This window comes from Streptomyces sp. WMMB 322 (assembly GCF_900090145.1).
In the GTDB taxonomy this organism is placed as follows: Bacteria; Actinomycetota; Actinomycetes; order Streptomycetales; family Streptomycetaceae; genus Streptomyces.
In genome coordinates this window covers 68,233-88,905 of record NZ_FMHI01000011.1, presented here as the reverse complement: position 1 = coordinate 88,905, position 20,673 = coordinate 68,233, and the positions used below count along the sequence as shown (strand labels likewise).

The following is a 20,673-nucleotide window of genomic DNA, read 5'->3' as shown; positions in this document are numbered from 1 at the left end:
AGGACGGACAGGGCATGGACTTCGGACTCGTACTGCAGACGGACCCGCCCGGCTCGCGGACCGTCGGCCTCATGCGGCGTGCCGAGCGGCAGGGCTTCCGCTACGGGTGGACCTTCGACTCCGCCGTGCTGTGGCAGGAGCCGTTCGTCATTCACAGCCGCGTGCTGGAGAACACCGAGCGGCTGATCGTCGGCCCGATGGTCACCAACCCCGGAACCCGCTCGTGGGAGGTCACGGCCTCCACCTTCGCCACCCTGAACGAGATGTACGGCAACCGCACCGTGTGCGGCCTCGGCCGGGGAGACTCGGCGATGCGCGTGGCCGGACGCAAGCCCAACACCCTCGCCCGGGTCAGCGAAGCGATGTCCGTTATCCGCGACCTTGCGGAGGGACGCGAAGCGGTCATCGACGGCACACCGCTGAAGCTGCCGTGGGTGCGGGACGGGAAGCTGCCGGTGTGGATGGCCGCGTACGGGCCGAAGGCGCTGGCCATGGCGGGCCGTGAGGCGGACGGCTTCATCCTCCAGCTCGCCGACCCGTATCTGACGGAGTCGATGGTCAAGGCGGTGCGGGTGTCCGCCGCCCAGGCCGGCCGCGACCCCGACGACGTCACCATCTGCGTGGCCGCCCCGGCCTACGTCGGCGACGACCTCCAGCACGCCCGGGAGCAGTGCCGCTGGTTCGGCGGCATGGTCGGCAACCACGTCGCCGACCTCGTCACGCGCTACGGCGAGAACTCCGACCTCGTGCCCACGGCGCTGACCAGCTACATCAAGGCACGTCAGGGCTACGACTACGCACACCACGGGCGGGCCGGAAACCCCGACACCGAGTTCGTGCCCGACGACGTCGTCGACCGCTTCTGCCTGCTGGGCCCGGCCGAGGCGCACATCGAGAAGCTGCGGACCCTGCGCGATCTCGGAGTCGACCAGTTCGCCGTGTACGCCATGCACGACGCCACGGAGTCGGTCATCGACGCCTACGGCCGGGACATCATCCCCGCCCTCAACGGCTGAGCGGGGGCGTCGCGCCTGCCCGTCCCGGCCGCCGTGACACCGCACCTGCGACGCGGCACCGCACCTGCGACGCGGCACCGCACCTGCGATGCCACAACGGCGAACCCGCAACGACAACCGAAGAAGCCCCAGCACCCAGCAGAAGAGGTGTCTGCCATGACCGGGACCGTTCCAACCGCCGCACCGGGCCCGCAGGACGCGCCCGGTCCAGGTGCCTCCGGAGAACTGACCCATCCCGACGGCCGGGTGGAGCTCGTCGAGGGCGCGATACCGGAAGGCAGCCGGTTCGCCAACGCCGACCTCCACCCGGTGCCGATGGCCGAACGGCGCTGGACCACCTACAACTTCGCTGCCGTGTGGATCGGCATGGCCCACAACATCCCGTCCTGGCTGCTGGCTTCGGGTCTCGTCGCCCTCGGCATGGACTGGAAGCAGGCCGTCTTCACCATCGCCCTGGCCAACGTGATCGTGCTGCTGCCGATGCTGCTGACGGGGCACGCCGGCCCCAAGTACGGCATTCCCTTCCCCGTCTTCGCGCGGGCCTCCTTCGGGCTGCGCGGCGCGAACCTCCCGGCGCTGATCCGCGCGGCGGTGGCGTGCTGCTGGTTCGGCATCCAGACGTGGATCGGCGGCCAGGGCATCTTCGTACTGCTCGGCAAGATCTTCGGAGGCTGGACGGAGGCAGCGAAGATCGCCGGCCAGCCGTGGACACTGTGGGTCTGCTTCGTGCTGTTCTGGGCGCTCGAACTCGCCATCATCTACCGGGGGATGGAGACGCTGCGCCGCTTCGAGAACTGGGCGGCGCCCTTCGTGATCGTCGGTGCCTTCGTGCTGCTGGGGTGGATCGCCGTCAAGGCGGGGGGCTTCGGGCCGCTGCTGGACGAGCCGTCGAAGCTGGGCTGGGGCCCCGAGTTCTGGCCGGTGTTCTTCCCCGCGCTCATGGGCATGATCGCCTTCTGGTCGACGCTCTCGCTCAACATCCCCGACTTCACCCGCTTCGGGGCGGGACAGCGTGCCCAGGTGTGGGGCCAGTCCCTCGGCCTGCCCACGACGATGACGCTCTTCGCCCTGCTCTCCGTCTTCGTCACCTCCGGATCGCAGGTGGTCTACGGGGCGTCGATCTGGGACCCGGTGGAACTCGCGGGCAAGACCGACAACGTCTTCGGTCTGCTCTTCGCGCTCGTGACCGTCCTGGTCGCCACGATCTCCGTGAACCTGGCGGCCAACGTCGTCTCTCCGGCCTACGACCTGGCGAACCTCGCGCCGAGGTTCATCAACTTCCGTACCGGCGCGCTCATCACAGGTGTCGTCGGCGTCGTGATCATGCCGTGGAAGCTGACGGAGACGCCCGAGCTGTACATCTACACCTGGCTCGGGACGGTCGGCGGCCTGCTCGGTACCGTCGCCGGCATCCTCATCGCCGACTACTGGCTGGTGCGCCGTACCCGACTGCACCTGGCCGACCTCTACCGCGAGGGCGGCGCCTACTGGTACGGCTCCGGCTGGAACTGGCGGGCCGTCGCGGCGTTCCTGGTGGGCGGTGTGCTCGCCGTCGGCGGCTCCTACTCCGCCAAGGGCAAGGGCCCCTTCCCCGCCGACGGCCTCATCCCCTTCCTCCAGCCGCTGGCCGACTACGGCTGGGCGGTCGGCGTGACGAGTTCGCTGCTGCTGTACGTGGCGCTGATGCGGGTGTCGCCGCCGAAGGCGGCAGCGGGCGCCGCGGGGTGACGAGGGTGCGGGGCCTGTGAGGCTTCCGTTTGTGTGTTGGCGACTCACTGAGGTGGCTGGACGCTACGGTGGTGACACGTAAAAGTTGACTCAGTTGGATGTGTCGGATCACGTGTTGTGCCGGGAGGCTGCTGTGGGCGACGAGCCGTGGACGATTGACCGGATCCGAAAAGCGCTTGGTGCGCCGTCGTTGGCTGAGCACTTCCTGACGGAGATCAACCGGGCTCCGGCACATGAACTGCTCCCGGTCTTTGCGAAGTGGCAGGGGATCGCAGAGGACACGTTGGCTGCCGTCGAGCAGGCGGACGAGATCCTGGCGTACGAGGCCCGGGGTGAGGAACCTCCGGGAGAGTGGATCGACGGCACGGAGCGGGTGCTCGAGGCGGCTGCACGGATCCGTGAACAGGGCGCTGCTGACCTGACATGATGACGCGGTGTACAAGCTGCGTTACCGGGCCGACGTCGAAGCCGTGTGGGATGCGCTGCCGGATGCGGCGAGGCGCGAACTCGACCTCGCTCTCGCTGAGGTCTGCCGCGACCCGTATGCGACAACCGAGCCGCACGGCAAAGACGGCGATGTCACGCGCATCTTGAAGCTGAGGCACACCAGAAGCGTTCTTCTGGTGATCGAGCCGGGTCTGCGAGTCCGCATCATCTCGATCAACTACCTGGGCTGACCCACCGCCCGGGGCAGTGCCGCCTCACATTCGAGCGACGACGTGGATCACCGCCTCGCCGTGGCTGCCCGAGGCCTTTGCGAGTGGGCGGGCACAAGCCGGCGTCGCCCCCGGGGGCGCGCGGTGACGCGGAGTGCCGCGGACGTCGGCCGCCCCGGGGGGGAGGCGCCTCCCGTCACAACTCCGCGTCGAGAGCGAGGCGGTGGACGCCCGGGAGGTAGGCGTCGAGCTCTCCCGGGGTGAACCGTGTCATGCCGACGACGTGCCAGAACTCGCCCGTCACATCGCCCTCGTACTTGTAGCCGCCGCTCGGCGTCAGCGCCGCCCAGCCGCCGGGCACGCCGATCAGGGTGGCGCGCAGAGCGGGGCCGGCCGCCGGATCCGCACCGTCGGGGAGGTTCCACAGGCGGACCGTGCCGTCCTCGCCGCCGCTCGCCAGCTGCGTACCGCACGGGCTGAAGGCGAGCGAGTGCACGCGGCCGGTGTGTCCCGTCAGCCGTGCCGTCATCTCGCCGCTGTCCGCGTCCCACAGGCAGACGGCGCGGTCGTCCCCGGCGGTCGCCAGCAGCGGACGCCGCGGGTGCGCCGCCGCCGTCCACAGCCGTCCGCGGTGCCCGCGCAGCACGTGCCGCTGCTCGCCGTCCTCCCACACGACGGCCGTTCCGTCCCAGGAGGCGCTCAGCAGCGCGCTGTTGCCGCAGCAGAAGGTCACGGCGTACACGCGGTCGGTGTGCCCCTCGAGGTCGGCGACGAGGCGTCCGGTGGCGGGCTCCCACAGCCGCACGTGGCTGTCGTCGCATCCGGTGGCCAGCAGCGCGCCGTCCTCGCGGAACGCGATGGATCGCACCCGGCCGCGGTGCAGCGACAGTGTCGTCAGGTGTGCACCCGTGGCCCGCCACCACAGCTGGACGGTGTCGTCGTCGTTCGCGGTGGCCAGGAGTTCACCGTCGCCGCTGAAGGCCTCCGCCCAGGTGTGGTCGGTCTCGACGTCGATCTCCCGCATGTACTCGCCGTTCGTGGCGTTCCACAGGTAGACGTCGCCGTCGTTGCTCGCGGTGCCGAGCACGGGACCGGCGGGGCTGAAGACCGCGGAGACCAACCGGTCGCCGCGGCCGGAGAGTTCGGCCGTGCGCCGTCCCGTGCGGGCGTCCCACATGCGCACCAGCCCGTCGTTGCCTCCGGTGGCGAGGAGGGCGCCGTCGCAGCTGAAGGCGAGGGTGTTGACGCGCCGCCCGTGGCCGCGCAGGATCCGCTTGCCCTGACTTGATCCGGCGTCCCAGATCTGTGCGCCGCCGTCGTTGCCGACGGTGAGCAGCTGACGGTCGTGCGGACGGAAGGCGCACGCCCAGGCGGAGCCGCGGTGCTCGACGGGCTGCTGCGGAAGCAGTGCCACCGAACGCCCGCCGCTGCCGGGGGAGTTGAGCCGCCACAGGCGTACCGCGCCGTCGCTGTCGCAGGCGGCGAGGAGCCGGCCCTCGTCCCCGAAGAGCACCTGGTAGACGGCGCCGGAGCCGCGTTCCAGGGTGCCGGCCGGAGCGCCGACGCGGGGATCCCACAGGCGCACCTGTCCGTCGGTGTCGCCGCTGACGAGCAGCCCGCCCGACGGGTGGAAGTCGAGCGTGTAGACGTGGCCCGTGTGGCCCGCGAACTCGTGCAGCAGGCGGGGCTCCTCCTCCTGCGGGCCTTCGCCGGTGGCCGGCATCTCCCACACGCGTACGGTTCCGTGGCCGTCCGCGCCGCGGTCGCCCGTCGCCAGCAGCGTCCCGTCGGGGCTGAACCTGGCCCGGTAGAGGGCCCCTTGATGGCCGTGCACCTCGGCGGTGCACCGCCCGGTGCGGGTGTCCCAGATCCGCAGGGCCGCGCCCGCGTCGCCGGTGACGAGAGTGGTGCCGTCGGGGCTGAAGACGGCCGTGTAGACGGGGACGGCGTGCCCGGGCAGCCGGTGCAGGGGCCGGCCGCTGTCCACGTCCCACAGCGTCACCATCCCTTCGGCGTCGCCGGTGGCCAGCTGCCGGCCTGTGGCGTCGAGAGAGACGGGCCAGACACCGCCGGGGTGGACCTCGATGCGGTGCAGGCAGCGGCCCGAGACCGGGTCCCAGAGCCGCACATCTCCGTCGGCCGCGCCCGTGGCGAGCACGTTCGCGCGGAACTTGACGGCGTAGACCCGTCCTTCGTGGCCGTGCAGCGTACGCACGGCCCGGCCGGTGTCCGCGGCGCACACCAGGACGCCGCCGTCCTCGCTGCCCACGGCGAGGAGTTCACCCTCGGGACTGTAGGAGACCGGTTCGGGCAGGCGGCTCGTGCGCATGTCGAAGCCGTAGGGGACGCCGACGCCCGAGGGGCGCAGCCCCGCCTCGACCGGCATGCCCGGCGCGATTGCGGCCGTGGCCAACTCCGGTGCCGATTGGGCCTGTTCGTCGGTGACGGGGTCGATCAGCGCGGCCCTGTTCCACCGGCTGTCCGTCAGCCTGGCCCCGCGCAGGTCGGTCCTGGTCAGCCTCGCCGTGCGCAGGTCCGCGCCGGTGAGGTCGGCACCGCTGAGGTCGGCCTCGTCCAGGCGGGCGCCGACGAGGCGGGCGCCGCGCAGCACCGCTCCGGAGAGGTTGGTGCCCAGCAGCCGGGCGTCGGTCAGGTCGGCCCCGGTCAGGTCGACGCCGGAGAAGTCACGGGCCGAGAGATCCTCGCCGACGAGGCGGGCGCCGCGCAGGTCGGCGTCGGCCGGCACCCGGAGCCGGTCGATGACGCGCACCGCGTTGGCGCGGGCGGCCTCGCTCGTGCGGGGCCCGGGGGAGTTGAGCACGCTCTGGACCCACTCGGTGCACAGCTCGTGGTCGGCCAGGTCGCAGAAGAACTCCACGGCGAGCTGGGTGAGGGGACGTGCGGCGAGCAGCGTGTCGTCGCCCAGGGCCAGTTGGGCCGCCGCTTCGCGTGCGATGAGCCATTCGACGACGGAGCCGTGAATGAAGTGGAAGAGCCCTTCCTCCGTGCGCACCAGGAGACTGCCCGCGCCCACGGCCTGCGCGCTCTCCTGGGTGGACATCGAGCCGCTTCCCACCAGCCCGCTGAGCGTCTCGGCGACGGTCTCGGTCAGTTCGTCGAGGCGGAGGGCGCTGCGGCCGCTCTCCCACAGCCGCTGCGCCAGCGCGGTGACCGCGGCCCACAGCTGCTCGATGCTCAGGCCGGGAGCGGCGCCGGGGCCGCCCTGGCCGCGGCGCTCCTCGAAGGCGAGCCAGGCGGCGAAGACGTCCTCGTACAGCCCCGCGGGGCTCAGAGCGCGTCCGGCCCCCGCCACCGCGCGGAGCTGCTCGGTGCCCAGATCGGCGACGAAGCTGAGCAGCCGCGGGTTGCGGCTCAGTTCCAGCAGGTCGGGAATGTTCTGCAGCAGGCGGAAGCGCTCGTCGGCAAGTGCCTCGTCGCCGTAGCGGTTGACGAGATACCTGCGGATCTGCGCCGGGACGAAGCCTTCGAGGGAGAGCACGCGGCGCCGCGGGAGCATCCCGACGCGCTCGCCCAGGGCGGTGAGGACCTGCGCCTGCGACTTGAAGTGCTGAGTGCGGCTGCTGACGACGATCTTGGCGTTGTCCACGGACGCGTCCAGCAGGACCTGGAGGTGGTCGGCGGCCCGGTCGTAGCTGACGCGGTTGACCAGTTCGTCGAAGCCGTCGAAGAGCAGCACGACGCGCCCCTGCGCGAGCATGTAGCGCAGCGCCCGCAGGTCGATCGTGTCGACGCCGTGACCGGCCAGGTGCGCGGCGACGAGACCTTCGAGGCTGTGCGCGCGGTCGAGGGTGTTGAGCGGGATGAGCAACGGCGTGAGATGCGGCAGCTGTTCGGGGATGCGGCGCGCCAACTCCCGCAGGGCGAAGGTCTTTCCGTGCCCGAAGTCCCCCAGGAGCAGGACGAAGCGGCCGTGGTCGGCCGCCAGCTGGTCGAGCATGTTCTCGACGAGGCCGTCGCGTTCCTCGCCGTCCGGGCGTTCCGCGTCACGGTAGCGCCCGGGCAGGTAGAGCCCCGGCCGATAGCGGTCGTCGGCGCTGAGGCCCGCCGTCTGGGCGGCGACGTATCCGCGCAGGTCGAGCAGACCCTGGAACTCGAGGAAGCTGCGGACGCGGATGCCCCGCCGGCTCGCCCGCTCCCGCAGCGAACGGTCCGGCGCGGGCCCCTCGTGGACGACCTCCGCCTCGGAGCCGGTGTCCGTCGCGTGTGCCTGCGCGACGAAGCGGTCGATCTCCTCGTCCGTCGGTGTGCCCGGATGGACGGCGATGCGCTGCTGCCGCACCACGCCTTCCTCGTGCCAGGTGGCCATGATCTGGGCCATGTCGTGATGGTCGCGGCGGGGGACGTCGCGCAGTCGCACGCTCTCGTGGCGGGCCCGGCACACCTCGCGTACGCGCTCGGCGAGCGAGTCGGCGGGCTCGTCGAGGGGACGGTTGTCCCTGTCGTCCTCGGGCGCCGTGGGCGCCGGGACGGGCAGGGGGGCGGCCGGCTCGTCGGGGACGGCGAAGATCCGGTGGGCGGCGCGCCATTCGAGGGGGAACTCCGCGGGCTCGCTGCCGGCCTCGTCCGTCCAGCGTGTGACGCCGTCGGAGGCCACGCGCAGCAGTTCGCAGCGGGCCGGGGCGGCGGAGCCGAACAGGGGCAAGGTGCCTGCGGGGGTGGACAGTCGGGCGTGGAACGGTTCGGAGGAGGCGGTGCGGGGGCCGCCGGTGGGGCCGTGCAGCACGAAGTGCAGGCGGCGCGCGGTCAGCCGCGCGAAGGTGTCGGCGTCGCGCAGCGGCCCCGGGCCGCCCGGCGCGTCATCTGGCCGCTGCCGCCCCTCCGTCAGCGGGTGCCGCAGCACGCCGATGCGCAGCCAGCCTTCCTCCTCGTACGTGCGCAGCGCCTCGGAGAACCAGGTGGCCTGGTCGCGCCCCAGGAAGCCGTACTGATCGTCCTTGCGGTGGCTGAAGGCGATGGAGGAGTTGAACCCCGCGACGACGGTGTGCAGTTCGGGCACGGGGAAGAGCGTCCAGGGCTGGTCGCTCTCGAAGACGGTGTCCATGCCGTGGTAGAGACCGCGGAAGAGCCGGGTGTAGTGGCGCCACTTGGGCCAGTACGGCGGCTGCGGCGGCACCTCGTCGGCCTCGCAGGTGTGGAAGTAGCCCAGGCACGCGGCCTGGCTGACGTCCTGCGTGCCCGGCACGATCACCATCCGCTGCGGCGGCAGGTCCAGCTGGGACCGCAGCCCCGTCAGGAAGTTGAGGGCCTGGTCGCATTCGCGGGGACTTCCGGACGCCGTCAGGTCACCGGAGACGACGAGGAGGTCGGGCGCGGGCGCGCCCGCGTCCTTCAGTTCGACCAGGTCGCTCCACATCTCCCGCAGCAGCGCGTCGGGTTCGCGTCCGCGGCCGAAGTTGGGGCCGGCCACGTGCAGTACGGACAGGGCGTCCTGCCGCGACCCGGTGCCTCCGCCCGGTGCGGCCGGATACTGCGGGGCCCTGGCGGGGCGCCGCCGGCCGGACCAGCCCGTACGGCCCAGGGGGCGCTGCCCGTCCTCGCGCCGCTGCCCGGCCGGTTCGGCGGGGCCGTTCTGGCCTTCGGGGGTGCGGGGCCCGGGTACCTCACCGGCGGCGCCGCCCGGGTAGCCGGGCCGCAGCCCCGGCCGTGCGTGCCCTTCGACGGCCTGCCCGACGCGCGTGAGCAGCATCTCGCGCGCCGTCTCGGTGTCGCTGACGCCCACGAGGTCGACGTACGTGATCGTCGCGAGGAGGCCCTCGATGGGAATGTCCTCCACCCGCACGGTCAGCAGCTTGCGCTCGGGCGCCTCCGGCTCGGCACGCAGCGCCGCCTGCCACTCCATGCGTCCGTACGTGGAGCGCCCGTAGTGGCCGGAGAGGACGGCGATCACGGCGACGGACTCGCTGACGCCGCGGTCCATGAAGTCGATGAAGTTCGTGCCCGGGACGAAGTCCCACGCCTGGATCACGGTGCGGTAGCCGGCCTCCTCCAGCGTCCAGGCGATCCACGAGGCCCATTGCTCGTCGGCCGGGGAGTAGCTGATGAAGAAGTCCAAGTCCCGCGTGTGGCCCACAAGTTCCCCGTTGCCCGTCATGTGTGCATCGTAGGAGTTCAACGGCAGGTCGGGCACCTCGGGTTCGACAGGCTGCGACATTCTCCTCACCGCACGTGTGGGATTCTGTCTGGCGTGCGAATTCTGAAGAGAGCGCATCCGCTTGACTGGTTCGCCGGCGGACTCCTCGTCTGCGGCGTCCTCCTGGTGGCCACCGGGGCCCTGCCCACGGGCCCGGCCGGGCAGGCGATGACCCGCATCGCCCCGCTCGTGGTCTTCCTCGCGACGGTGATCGTCCTGGCCGAACTGACCGGCAGGGCGGAGGTCTTCGACGCCGTCGCCTCGTGGGTCGCCCGCACCGGGAAGGGCAGCTATCCGCTGCTGTTCTGCCTGTGCGTGCTCTTCGCCTCCGTCACCACGATCACGCTCAACCTGGACACCACGGCGGTGCTGCTCACGCCCGTGATGCTCGCGCTCTCCACACGGGTCGGTATCGCGGCCGTGCCGCTGGCCATGACGACGGTGTGGCTGTCGAACACGGCGAGCCTGCTGCTGCCCGTCTCCAACCTCACCAACCTGCTCGCCGCCGACCGTGTCGCGCTCACGCCCGTCGAGATGGCCACGACCATGGGCGTGCCTCAACTGGTCTCGATCCTGGTGACCATGGCGTGCCTGTGGGGCTTCTACTGGCGGCTCGGCCGGCGCGGCGCCGAGAGTTACATACCGCCGCAGCCGCTGCGGCCCGCCGACCCCGTGCTCTTCCGTGTGTGTGCGCTCGCCTGTGCCGGCTTTCTGCTGTCGATTCTCGTGATCGACGTGCCGCTGTGGTCCGCATCGCTGACGGCGGCTGTCGTGGTCGTCGCCGCCTTCGCGCTCAGACGCAGAGCGGAGCTGCGGCTCTCGCTCGTCCCGTGGCGGCTGCTGATGCTGGTGCCGGGCATGTTCCTCGTGGTGGAGACCGTCAGTGCGCACGGGCTGCACGATCTGCTCACGGCGGCGATCGGCTCCGACGGCGGCCCGCTGGGCATGCTCCGCTCGGCGGGCGTGGGTGCCGGCCTGTCCAACGTCCTCAACAACCTCCCGGCCTACCTCGCGGGGGAGGCGGCGGTCCCGATCGGGAACCACCACCAGCTGCTGGCCCTGCTCATCGGCACCAACGTCGGCCCTCTGGTGACTCCTTGGGCGTCACTGGCGACGCTGCTGTGGTTCGAGCGCTGCCGCTGGCACGGCACGCGGATCCCGCTGCGCCGCTTCATGACCACGGGGCTGGTGCTGGCCGTGACGGGGACCGTGTCGGCCACCGCCGCGCTCGCCCTCGTCTGAAGCCCCGCCGGTTCAGCGGCGGTTCGGGCGGCCGTTCGGCCCGCCCCGGTCATTCCGCACGGGCGCGAGGCCCCGTGACAAGACCCCGGTGACGAGCCCCCGCCACAAGACGCCGGTCACTCCGTCCCGGTCACTCCGCCCCGGGCACGCTTCCGGACGCCGCGGATGCCAGGTCCACCAGACGCCCGAGCATCTCACCGCGGGCCGCGACGAAGCTGCGGCCCGAGTCCGGTCCCTCGAAGCCCACCCGGAAGGCGCCGCCGGAGAGGGAACGGAACTCCACGCCGGCCTCGGCGGCGAGCAGTGCACCGCCCGGGAAGTCGACGCCCTCCGCCCGGTAGCCGGCGTACCCGTCGATGGTGCCGCTCGCCAGCATGGTCCATCCCAGCAGCGGTGCCCACAGCTGCAGTACGCGCCGCGAGTCCAGCTCCAGGGCCCGGCGCAGAGCCAGCGCGCGCCCGTCGCTCCTGCCCACCGCGTGCCCCTGCGTCCACGCGAGAACCGGGCCGCCGCGCGGCAGTTCGCCGCGCGGGCCGCCGAGCCGTGCGGTGCCGCACCAGGCGCCCTGGCCGAGCGCCGCGTGCCACGTCCGTCCTGTCACCGGCTCGTGCACCACGCCGACGACGGGCGAACCGTCCACGCACAGCGCGATCCCGACCGCGTAGGCGGTGAGCCCGATCGCCACGTTGTTGCTGCCGTCGAGCGGGTCCACCAGCCATGTCCGGCTGCCGGAGGCATCCAGCAGCCCGGCCTCCTCGGAGACGATCCGCTCGTGCGGGAAGTGGGTGCGCAGCCGGCCGAGGATGACCTTCTCCGCCGCCAGGTCCAGGTCGGTGACGACATCGCCGCCGTCGCCCTTCCTGCCGACCGTGTGCGCCTGCGCGAAGCGTGCCTTCAGTAACGCTCCGGCCTCCTCGGCCGCTTCGACCGCGACCTTCTGCTCGTACGTGTACGCGCCGGTGTGCACGCCCGGCCGGCCGTTCCCGGGCGCGGCCGCAGCCGCGTCACTCCCGATGCCCTGCATGGACCCTCCTCAGCGCAGCCCGCACGGTCCTTCGGGTGTCTTCTTCCCCGCAGAGCCGGCGCACAGTGCGGTGGCCGGGGCCGTGCAGCGGTCCGAGGAAGAGGTCGCTGCGGTCCGGAAGCGTCCTGCCCAGCACGAGTGTTGCCGCGGGCTCGCCGTTCCTGACGACGGTCGAGTGGAACTCGCCGGCCGCCAGTGTGTAGGTCTCCCCGCCGGTACTGGTCTGTTCCGGGCCCGGCTCGCTGCGCACGAGGCGCCCTGTGGGCCGCAGTTCGTCCGTGCCGTCGGGTGCGCTGTGCACCTCGAAGACACGGTGGGTCGGCCCGGGGGAGGGGCCGGCGTCCGGCCCGGACGCCGGTGCGGGTGCCGCCGGGTCCGTGACCCGCACGGGGACGTTGGAGACATGGCCGTAGAGCACATGGCTGACCAACTCCCAGCTGTGCGCGTGCACTCCGGCCGCCGCGGGCTCCCCGGCCGGGATCTCGCCGCCGAAGAGATGGACGCACACGCCCCGCTCCCCGTCGCGCACCACGGGCAGGCACAGAAAGCCCAGCGGATGCCGTACCGCTCTCAACTCACGTTTCCCCGAAGCGATTTCACCGAGGACGTCCGCCGCCGCGGCACGCGGCGCGCGTGCCGCGGAGCCGCTCCGCAGCGCATGTTCGAGCTCGTCGTAGTCCATGGCGCCCGAGAGGTCACCTCCGGTACGGGTCCTCCGCGTGAAGTGCCTTGTCGATGATCTCGCCGACGTCGGCGTCGGTGAAGACGGCGGGCAGCGGGAGCCTCAAATGGTCGAAAACCGCCCGTACTTCGTCGACGGTCGGCTCGTCGCTCAGCGGCGGCAGCGCATGCAGGTCCAGCCGCTCGGCCTGCTCCCTGCTCTGGTGCAGCTCAGTGACGTAGTAGTCGTAGAGCGGCTGGTCGCGTGCGACGAGGAGGTTGACGCGGTTGGGGTCGTCCTGCGTGATGACAAGGCAGGATTCGGACAGGTCGAAGCGGAGCGTCGGCACTCCCGCCGAGAGATGCACGCTGATCTCCAGCGTGTCCAGCCGCTGCCGGTACCAGCAGGCGGCCAGCACGGTCGCGTACGACTCCTTGCGGGTGCGCGTCGCCGTCCAGGCGTTGGCAGCGTCCACGTTCCGCTGCCGCGCGAAGGTCTGCCGGAAGCGCGCGTAGTCCGAACAGGTCTTCTCACTGCCGGGGTTGATGATGTCGATCTTGATGCTGAGGGGCGTGCGCTGCCGGGTGGCCGTCTCCACGCAGCGCGGCAGCGTCACCGCCCGCAGATAGGTGCCCGTTCCGCCCTTGAAGTACCAGCGGTTGGTCTGCTCCCGGGCCTTGCTCAGCGCCTCACCCACCTCGCTGCCGGACAGTGAGCGCACCATCGCCAGATCCTCCAGCGCACGGCGCGTATCGGCGGACACCTCCTGGATGTCGGACCGGCGGCGCACGCGCTCCGTCATCGACCCCACGGCGAGTGCACCGAGAACGAGGAGAGTCGCACCGGAGGAGACGTCGTCGCTGACCACGTCCCCGAAGACGTCCAGGAACCCGATCGTCAGGCCCAGTCCGACGGCGATGACGACGTCCAGGTTCCGGATGATCCAGCCGACGCCCAGCTCCACCCGTCCAACACGCTGCGCCACGTATCCACCCCTCCCCGTGATGACCAGCATCGTAGGAGGGAGAGGAGGTGGCCCGCCAGGCGGGGCCGGTGACGGGCCCGCACCGGAGCGGGCCAACAGGCGGAGAAACACTGCGACTTGGCGCTCCGCCTCGGCACGTGCGGTGCCGGAGCCGCCCCGGCGGGCCTGCCCGCCCGGGACCGCGGCCGACGTGTATCAGGCCGCGTGCAGCCGCTCGAGCAGCGCCGGCAGGGCCTCGCCGATCGGTTCGCGAATGAGCTCGTCCGCCAGCCCGTCGTACGGAGTGGGCTCGGCGTTGACGATGATCAGGCGGGCGCCGTGGTCGACGGCGATCTCCGCCAGCGACGCCGCGGGCTGCACCTGGAGCGAGGTTCCGACCGCCACCAAGGCGTCGCACGCCTTGGCCACGCCCACCGCCTGCCCGAGCACCTCGGGGTCGAGGGCCTGCCCGAACATGACCGTGCCCGACTTGAGGATGCCGCCGCACTCCACGCACGCGGGGTCCTCCTCGCCGGCCTCGACCCTCTCCAGGGCCTGTGCCATCGTGCTCCCGGCCTCGCACTGCGTGCACACCACCGTGCGCGAACTGCCGTGCAGCTCAAGTACCTTGCGGTCCGGCAGCCCCGCGAGCTGGTGCAGCCCGTCCACGTTCTGCGTGATGACACGCACCGGTTTGCCTGCCTTCTCCAGCTGCGCGATCGCCTCGTGCGCCGCGTTGGGGCGGGCGTTCCAGGTGGGGCTGGTGCGGCGCATCTGCCACGACTTGCGGCGGATGTCCGGGTCGTTCATGTAGTAGTCGTACGTGACGAGCTTCTCCGCCTCCGGATCCTTGCGCCAAAGCCCTTGCGGGCCGCGGTAGTCGGGGATGCCGGAGTCCGTGGAGATCCCCGCGCCGCTGAGGATCGCGACGAGCGGGCCGCGCAAGGAGCTCGCGGCGGTCGGCCCGTCGTGTGCGGGGGTTGCGGGCCCGGGGGAGTCAGGGGAGGCAGCCATGGGGGCCAAGAGTAGTCATCCTGGCAAGGGCCGAGCGGTCGCGCAGGGTCCCGGGGCTCCGCTGCGGTGAACCCGCAGGCCGGGCCGCGTCTGCGACTGCCCGGCTCCGGGTCACCGATGACGGCGCCACGGCAGTCGCCGCCCCCGTTCGCAGCCGCCCGGCATCTGCGCGGGGCCGGCGCCCGCTCGGGACCGGGCGCGCAACGAGAGCGTGGCCGCGAGAAGGCCGGCGCGCACCGTGCCGGTCATGCGGTGACCGGGCTCCCGGGCCGGGGATCGCGGCAGGGGACTAGTCAGATTAACTGTATACGGCATACAGTCGCCTGGATCCTGTCGGTCCGCTTCAGAGGTGGGCAGCCATGCGGCTTCGCGTATCAGCTTCCTCGCGCACCGCATCCCTGACTGCCGCCGCCCTTGCCCTCGCCGTGACGGGCTGCGCCTCCCTGACGACCTCCGCGACCGAAGTCGGCGGCGTGCGGATGAGCGACACCAGGCCCGTCAAGGACGGAGGCACGCTCACCGTCGCGTTCAAGTCCGATCCGGACAAGCTCGATCCGAGCCTGGGCAGCACGCTCGTCGGCCGCAGCGTCTTCGCCGCGATGTGCCAGAAGCTCTACGACACGGACGCGAAGAACCGCATCAAGCCTCAACTGGCCGCCGGAATGCCGAAGGTGAGCGACGACGGCCGGAAGGTCGTCATCGGCGTCCGCCGCGGCGCCCGCTTCAGTGACGGGACGCCACTGGACGCGAAAGCCGTCGAGACGTCGCTCAAGCGGCACCGCGATCTGCCGGCCTCGGCCCGCGCCAGCGAACTCGAGCCCGTCGAGAGCATCGAGGCCGTCGGCGACCACGAGGTCGAACTGCGGCTGAAGGAGCCCTACGAGCCGCTGCTCGGTGCGCTCGCCGACCGCTCCGGCATGGTGATGTCCCCGCGTGCCCTGAAGAAGTACGGCGAGGACTTCGCCGCGCACCCCTCCTGCGTGGGGCCGTTCCGCTTCGACGAGCGCGTGACGGGCGACCGCATCGTGCTGGAGAAGGACCCCAACTACTACGCGGCCTCGAACGTGCACCTGAAGAGGATCGTCTACCGCACGATCGTCGACGGCAACGTGCGGCTGGCCAACCTCCGTTCCGGCGACGCGCAGGTCAGCGACCAGACGGCGCCGCTGGAGGTGCAGAGCGCGCTGACGGACGACAAGCTCCAGCTCTTCAACTCCCCGACGCTCGGCTACCAGGGCCTGACCGTCAACGTGGGCAACGCCCGTGGACTGGGGGAGAAGCCGGGCAGGGTGAACAGCTCCCTCGCCCGCGACAAGCGCATCCGGGAGGCGTTCGAACTCTCCCTGGACCGCCGCCTCATCAACAGGATCGTCTTCCAGGGCATGTACGACACCGCCTGCGGACCGGTCGCCCCCTCCAGCGAACTGGGCACGAAGACGACGTGCCCGGGCCGGGACCTCGGCAAGGCACGCCGGCTCCTGCGCGAGGCGGATGCGAAGGGGCAGGTGCCCGTGGAGCTGACCATCTCCAACACCGTGGAGGACATGCGGCTCGGGCAGGTGATCCAGGCGATGGCCAAGGACGCCGGATTCCGGGTGAAGTTGCGGCCCACGGAGTTCACCACGCTCCTCGAACACGCCGACAGGGGCGATTTCGAGGCGGTCTCGGTCGGCTGGTCCGGCCGCCTCGACCCGGCGGGCAACATCGACGCCTTCGCGCAGACGCTCGGCTCGGAGAACCGCTCGGGCATCTCCGACGAGCACATCGACTCCCTCATCGAGGAGGGACGCCGCACCGCGGACCCGGAAGAGCGCCGGGGCATCTACCGCGACGTCACTCGCGCCATCAACGACCAGCACGCGCTCATCTACCTCTACCGGCAGCGCAATTACGTCGTGGCCACGAAGGACGTGGCGGGCCTGCGTGTCTTCGGCGACGGCCTGATACGCGTCGAGAACGCCGGCTATGTACGCGGCGCGAACGCGGAGGCGAGGAGCCGATGACCCGGTATGTGCTGCGCAGGCTGGGCCAGTCGGCACTGACCCTGGTCCTCGTCAGCATCGTCGTCTTCCTCGGCGTGCGCGCCATGCCCGGCGACACCGCACGCGCACTCGCCGGCGAGGAGACCACCCCGGAGGCGCTGGCCGCGATCCGCGCCCAGTACGGCCTCGACCAGAACATCGCGGTGCAGTACGGGCGTTACGTCGAGAACGCCGTCACCGGCGACCTCGGCACCTCGGCCCGCACCGGCCTGCCCGTCATCGACGGCATCTTCGAAGCGCTGCCCGTCACTCTCGAACTCGCCCTGCTGTCCCTGCTGCTGGCGATCGTCGTCGGCATCGGCGGGGGAGTGGTCGCGGCCGTGCGGCGCGGCAGGCCCGCAGAGTGGCTGGCCAACACCGTTGCCCTGCTTGGGCTTTCGGTTCCGAACTTCTGGCTGGGCATCGTCCTCATCCTGGGATTCGCCATCGCCGTACCGGTGTTCGCCGCTTCGGGCTTCGTGCCGTTCGGTACGGACCCACTGGAGAACCTGCGTCGCATGGTGCTGCCCGTCGTCGTTCTGGGCAGCGGGCTCGCCGCCGTCGTGATGCGGCAGACGAGAGCGGCGATGCTGGAGTCGCTGTCCGCCGACTATGTGCGCACCGCCCGCGCCAAGGGTCTGGCGCCGCACCAGGTCGTCGGCGGGCACGCGCTGCGCAACTCCCTCGTCACCGTGGTGACCGTGCTGGGACTCCAGCTTGGCCACCTCATCTCCGGCGCGGTCGTCACGGAGCAGATCTTCGTCCTGCCCGGATTCGGCAAGCTGATGATCGACGCGGTGTTCACGCGCGACTACGCGATGGTGCAGGGCGTCGTGCTCTTCACCGCCGCCGGTTACATCCTCGTCAACCTCGCCGTGGACCTCCTCTACTCGGTCATCGACCCCCGCATCAGGCTGGGAGGTGCACAGTGAGCGCGCTCACCGGAGCCGCCGGAGGCGCCGGGCAGGACGGGTCGCGCGCCCCGGTCGCGCAACCCCCGGCCCCAGCGGCGCGGCCGAAGAGTCTGCTGCGTCAACTGGGCCGCAACAAGCTCGCGTTCAGCGGCGGCGTCATCGCGGCGGTCTTCGTGCTCGTCGCGCTCGCCGCGCCGCTCATCGCCCCCTACGACCCGGCGCGCGCCGACTTCGGCTCCGCGCTGGCCGCACCGGGACTGGACCACTGGCTCGGCACCGACGACCTCGGCCGCGACCAGCTTTCCCGCGTGATCCACGGTGCCCGCGCCTCGATGCAGGTGGGTGTGCTGGCGGTGGCGCTGGCGTTTGTCGTGGGCGTGCCGCTCGGCCTGATCGCCGGATACTACGGGCGGTTCGCCGACTCCCTCGTCTCCCGCCTCACCGACACGCTGCTGGCTTTCCCGTTCCTGGTGCTGGCCGTCGGGCTCGCCGCCGTGCTGGGGCCCTCACTGCTGAACGCGACGATCGCCATCGGCATCTCGCTCGTCCCGCAGGTGATACGCGTGATGCGCGCCGAGACGCTGCGGCTGAAACACCTCGACTACATCGGGGCCGCGATCGCCTGCGGCGGCGGCGACGGAACCGTCCTTGCCCGGCACGTCCTGCCCAACGCCGCCTCGGCACTGCTCGTACAGGCCACCGTCGGGGTGCCCACCGCCATCATCGGGGAGGCACTGCTCAGCTTCCTCGGCCTCGGCGTGCAGCCGCCCGACCCCTCGCTCGGCGTGATGCTCTCCAGCGCGCAGCCCTACATCGCGGCGGCGCCGTGGATGGCGGTCTTCCCCGGGCTGGCCATCGTCGCCGCGACGCTGGCGTTCAACCTGTTCGGCGACGGGCTGCGCGACGTTCTCGACCCCAGGGGGGTGACCCGGTGAACGAACCGGTCCCAGCGGCCTCCACCGGCACCGAGCCCACCACCGCAGACAAGGGCCCGGTGCTGAGCGTCAGCGACCTCGCTGTCACCTTCCACGCCGAGGAGGGCGACGTGCACGCCGTCGACGGCGTCGGGTTCGACGTCCGGCCGGGCGAAGTGCTCGCCGTGGTGGGCGAGTCGGGCTGCGGCAAGTCCGTCACGTCCCTCGCCGTGATGGGCCTGCTGCCCGGAACGGCGGACGTCACCGGCTCCGTGACGCTCCGCGGACGCGAACTCGTGGGTGCCGAGGAGAAGTTGCTGCGCGGTGTACGCGGGACCCAGCTGTCCATGATCTTCCAGGAGCCGATGACGTCCCTCAACCCGGTGCTGAGCGTGGGACGCCAGATCGGCGAGGTGCTCCGCCGCCACCAGGGCCTCGACAGGCAGGCGGCGAAGCGGCGCGCCCTCGAACTGCTGGAGCTGGTGGGCATTCCCGCGCCGGAGCGGCGCATCAACGAGTACCCGCATCAGCTCTCCGGCGGCATGCGCCAGCGCGTCATGATCGCCGTCGCCGTCGCCTGCGACCCGGCGGTGCTCATCGCGGACGAGCCCACCACGGCGCTGGACGTGACGGTCCAGGCGGGCATCCTCGACGTGCTGACCTCGCTGCGGGAACGGCTGGGCACCGCCGTCGTGCTGATCACCCACGACCTCGGCGTCGTCGCCCACACCGCCGACCGGGTGCTGGTGATGTACGCCGGGCGTGCCGTCGAACACGCAGGCGTCGACGACCTGTTCGCACAGCCCCGCCATCCCTACACCCGCGGCCTGCTCGACGCGGTGCCGCGCCCCGGCGCGACGGCGTCCGCCCCGGCGGGCGAGCGGGCGCGGCTGCGCGAGATCCCCGGCATCGTCCCCGGACTCGCCGTCCAGCCGGACGAGTGCACCTTCGCGCCGCGCTGCCCGCGTGCCGACGAGGTGTGCACCGCGTCGCGGCCCGTGCTGACCGTCCCCGAGGAGACGGACGGCGACCGCGTCGGCCGCGGGCACGCGGTGGCCTGCCGGCACCCGCTGACCGGCACCGGCGAATTCGCCGGCCACGCAGGGGAGGGAGCACCGTGAACGAGCCCGCAGAGGGGACCACCGGCGCGGCGGCGGACGCCCCCGCCCTCGAAGTGGACGGTCTGGTACGGCACTTCACCGCTCCAGGGCGAAAGGGCACGGTACGCGCCGTCGACGGGGTGTCCCTGACCGTGGGACGCGGCGAAGTCGTGGGCCTCGTCGGTGAGTCCGGCTCCGGCAAGTCGACGGTCGGACGATGTGTCGTCCGGCTCGACACCCCCACCGCCGGCACCGTCCGCATCGGCGGCACCGACATCACGCGCCTGTCACCCCGCAGACTGCGCCCGCTGCGCAAGGACTTCAACATCGTCTACCAGGACCCCTCGGCGTCGCTGGACCCGCGGATGCGCGTCTCCCGCATCGTCGGCGAACCGCTCGTGCTGCACCGGATGGCGAGCGGTGCTGAATTGCGTGAGCGTGTGGCGGGGCTGCTGGGCCAGGTCGGGCTGCCGCCCGGGACGGCCGATCGCCGCCCGCACGAACTGTCCGGCGGGCAGCGGCAGCGTGTCTCCATCGCCCGTGCGCTCGCCGTGGACCCGATGCTGCTCGTCGCGGACGAGCCGACCTCGGCCCTCGACGTCTCCGTGCAGGCGTCCGTGCTCAACCTGCTCGCGGACCTTCAGCGCGACCGCGGCTTCGGCTGCCTGTTCATCACGCACGACCTGGCCGCCGTGGAGTTCCTCGCCGACCGCATCGCCGTGATGTACCTCGGCGAGATCATCGAAGTGGCGCCCGCCGCCGACCTCTTCGCCGAGCCGAAGCATCCGTACACGCAGGCGCTGCTCTCCGCCCTGCCCGTACCGGACCCGCCCCTCCAGCGCGCACGGCAGCGGATCGTGCTGCAGGGCGATCCGACCGGCCCGGTCTTCCCCCGGGCCGCCGGCACGGCGCAGACTGTGGACCACTGCCGCTTCCACACCCGCTGTCCCCTCGCCGTCGAACAGTGCCGCACGCAGGCACCCGAACACCGCACGCTGCCCGGACCGGACGGCGGCCGCACGGTCGCCTGCCACCTCGTGAAGGACGACGGCACCGCGCCGGACGCGGCCTCGCCGGCACACGCCCGCGCCTGAACGAGACGGCGGAGGCGCCGCAACAACACAAGACCCGGCAAGAGGACCGGCAGACACCGGACGGCACACCGGACGGCACCGAACAGAAACCAGCACCGGACACCACCGAGGCAGAAACCCAGGGCCGGACAGCAAGCCCACCCCGATCGACGAAGCAGCCCACGAAGCAGGGAG

At 71.6% G+C, this 20,673-nt stretch carries 15 protein-coding genes; 10 read left to right on the top strand and 5 right to left on the bottom strand.

Translation table 11 applies throughout. The features are described from left to right. The first annotated feature begins 14 nt into the window (after positions 1 to 14). The 4 genes from H180DRAFT_RS18205 to H180DRAFT_RS18190 all read left to right on the top strand — a co-directional run bounded on the left by H180DRAFT_RS18205 (position 15) and on the right by H180DRAFT_RS18190 (position 3,421). The gene (locus H180DRAFT_RS18205; RefSeq protein ID WP_055487148.1) at positions 15 to 1,016 is read left to right on the top strand and encodes a TIGR03842 family LLM class F420-dependent oxidoreductase; all 1,002 of its coding nucleotides are present in this window, start codon (positions 15 to 17) and stop codon (positions 1,014 to 1,016) included. A gap of 156 nt (positions 1,017 to 1,172) precedes the next feature. After that, entirely contained in the window at positions 1,173 to 2,744 is a 1,572-nt protein-coding gene (locus tag H180DRAFT_RS18200; protein WP_055487147.1) for an NCS1 family nucleobase:cation symporter-1, read from the top strand. A gap of 133 nt (positions 2,745 to 2,877) precedes the next feature. After that, positions 2,878 to 3,171, top strand: coding sequence for a hypothetical protein (locus H180DRAFT_RS18195; RefSeq protein ID WP_055487146.1), 294 nt, complete (start codon positions 2,878 to 2,880; stop codon positions 3,169 to 3,171). 7 nt (positions 3,172 to 3,178) lie between these two features. Further along, on the top strand, positions 3,179 to 3,421 hold the full coding sequence (locus H180DRAFT_RS18190; protein ID WP_055487145.1) for a hypothetical protein: 243 nt from the start codon (positions 3,179 to 3,181) through the stop codon (positions 3,419 to 3,421). Between the two features lie 175 nt (positions 3,422 to 3,596). Here H180DRAFT_RS18190 and H180DRAFT_RS18185 read toward each other — a convergent pair whose 3' ends face one another. Continuing rightward, positions 3,597 to 9,512, bottom strand: coding sequence for a WD40 domain-containing protein (locus H180DRAFT_RS18185; protein WP_055487144.1), 5,916 nt, complete (start codon positions 9,510 to 9,512; stop codon positions 3,597 to 3,599). Positions 9,513 to 9,605: 93 nt separating this feature from the next. Between H180DRAFT_RS18185 and H180DRAFT_RS18180 the strand changes: the two genes are divergently transcribed. Beyond that, entirely contained in the window at positions 9,606 to 10,793 is a 1,188-nt protein-coding gene (locus H180DRAFT_RS18180; RefSeq protein ID WP_079100208.1) for an SLC13 family permease, read from the top strand. Positions 10,794 to 10,923: 130 nt separating this feature from the next. Here H180DRAFT_RS18180 and H180DRAFT_RS18175 read toward each other — a convergent pair whose 3' ends face one another. From H180DRAFT_RS18175 to H180DRAFT_RS18160, 4 genes are all read right to left on the bottom strand, one after another. Further along, positions 10,924 to 11,817 (bottom strand): inositol monophosphatase family protein, encoded by an 894-nt coding sequence (locus H180DRAFT_RS18175; RefSeq protein WP_079100207.1) that lies wholly within the window; start codon positions 11,815 to 11,817, stop codon positions 10,924 to 10,926. Beyond that, positions 11,798 to 12,499: a hypothetical protein gene (locus H180DRAFT_RS18170; RefSeq protein ID WP_055487143.1), complete on the bottom strand. Its 702-nt coding sequence runs from the start codon at positions 12,497 to 12,499 to the stop codon at positions 11,798 to 11,800. Before H180DRAFT_RS18170 ends, H180DRAFT_RS18175 begins: the two co-directional genes overlap by 20 nt. 13 nt (positions 12,500 to 12,512) lie before the next feature. Then, a complete protein-coding gene (locus H180DRAFT_RS18165; RefSeq protein ID WP_368073133.1) occupies positions 12,513 to 13,463 on the bottom strand; it encodes a hypothetical protein in 951 nt (316 codons plus the stop codon). A gap of 195 nt (positions 13,464 to 13,658) precedes the next feature. Then, positions 13,659 to 14,456, bottom strand: a complete 798-nt coding sequence (locus tag H180DRAFT_RS18160; protein WP_079100206.1) for an SIR2 family NAD-dependent protein deacylase — start codon at positions 14,454 to 14,456, stop codon at positions 13,659 to 13,661. A 359-nt stretch (positions 14,457 to 14,815) separates the two neighbouring features. Here H180DRAFT_RS18160 and H180DRAFT_RS18155 point away from each other — a divergent pair, with 359 nt between their 5' ends. From H180DRAFT_RS18155 to H180DRAFT_RS18135, 5 genes are all read left to right on the top strand, one after another. After that, the gene (locus tag H180DRAFT_RS18155) at positions 14,816 to 16,459 is read left to right on the top strand and encodes an ABC transporter substrate-binding protein (RefSeq protein WP_055487141.1); all 1,644 of its coding nucleotides are present in this window, start codon (positions 14,816 to 14,818) and stop codon (positions 16,457 to 16,459) included. Next, positions 16,456 to 17,409, top strand: a complete 954-nt coding sequence (locus H180DRAFT_RS18150; protein ID WP_055487140.1) for an ABC transporter permease — start codon at positions 16,456 to 16,458, stop codon at positions 17,407 to 17,409. The genes H180DRAFT_RS18155 and H180DRAFT_RS18150 overlap by 4 nt, the downstream gene beginning before the upstream one ends. 92 nt (positions 17,410 to 17,501) lie before the next feature. After that, positions 17,502 to 18,326, top strand: a complete 825-nt coding sequence (locus tag H180DRAFT_RS18145) for an ABC transporter permease (RefSeq protein WP_055487247.1) — start codon at positions 17,502 to 17,504, stop codon at positions 18,324 to 18,326. Positions 18,327 to 18,385: 59 nt separating this feature from the next. After that, positions 18,386 to 19,426, top strand: a complete 1,041-nt coding sequence (locus tag H180DRAFT_RS18140) for an ABC transporter ATP-binding protein (RefSeq protein ID WP_107097690.1) — start codon at positions 18,386 to 18,388, stop codon at positions 19,424 to 19,426. Further along, a complete protein-coding gene (locus tag H180DRAFT_RS18135) occupies positions 19,423 to 20,499 on the top strand; it encodes an ABC transporter ATP-binding protein (protein ID WP_055487138.1) in 1,077 nt (358 codons plus the stop codon). Before H180DRAFT_RS18140 ends, H180DRAFT_RS18135 begins: the two co-directional genes overlap by 4 nt. The last annotated feature ends 174 nt before the right edge of the window (positions 20,500 to 20,673 follow it).

What these genes read in the sequence shown, in the direction of transcription:
- H180DRAFT_RS18170 (WP_055487143.1), bottom strand. Translation starts at nt 12,499, where the DNA reads ATGGACTACGACGAGCTCGAACATGCGCTGCGGAGCGGCTCCGCGGCA.
- H180DRAFT_RS18155 (WP_055487141.1), top strand. Translation starts at nt 14,816, where the DNA reads ATGCGGCTTCGCGTATCAGCTTCCTCGCGCACCGCATCCCTGACTGCC.
- H180DRAFT_RS18200 (WP_055487147.1), top strand. Translation starts at nt 1,173, where the DNA reads ATGACCGGGACCGTTCCAACCGCCGCACCGGGCCCGCAGGACGCGCCC.
- H180DRAFT_RS18205 (WP_055487148.1), top strand. Translation starts at nt 15, where the DNA reads ATGGACTTCGGACTCGTACTGCAGACGGACCCGCCCGGCTCGCGGACC.
- H180DRAFT_RS18150 (WP_055487140.1), top strand. Translation starts at nt 16,456, where the DNA reads ATGACCCGGTATGTGCTGCGCAGGCTGGGCCAGTCGGCACTGACCCTG.
- H180DRAFT_RS18185 (WP_055487144.1), bottom strand. Translation starts at nt 9,512, where the DNA reads ATGACGGGCAACGGGGAACTTGTGGGCCACACGCGGGACTTGGACTTC.
- H180DRAFT_RS18160 (WP_079100206.1), bottom strand. Translation starts at nt 14,456, where the DNA reads ATGGCTGCCTCCCCTGACTCCCCCGGGCCCGCAACCCCCGCACACGAC.
- H180DRAFT_RS18175 (WP_079100207.1), bottom strand. Translation starts at nt 11,817, where the DNA reads ATGCAGGGCATCGGGAGTGACGCGGCTGCGGCCGCGCCCGGGAACGGC.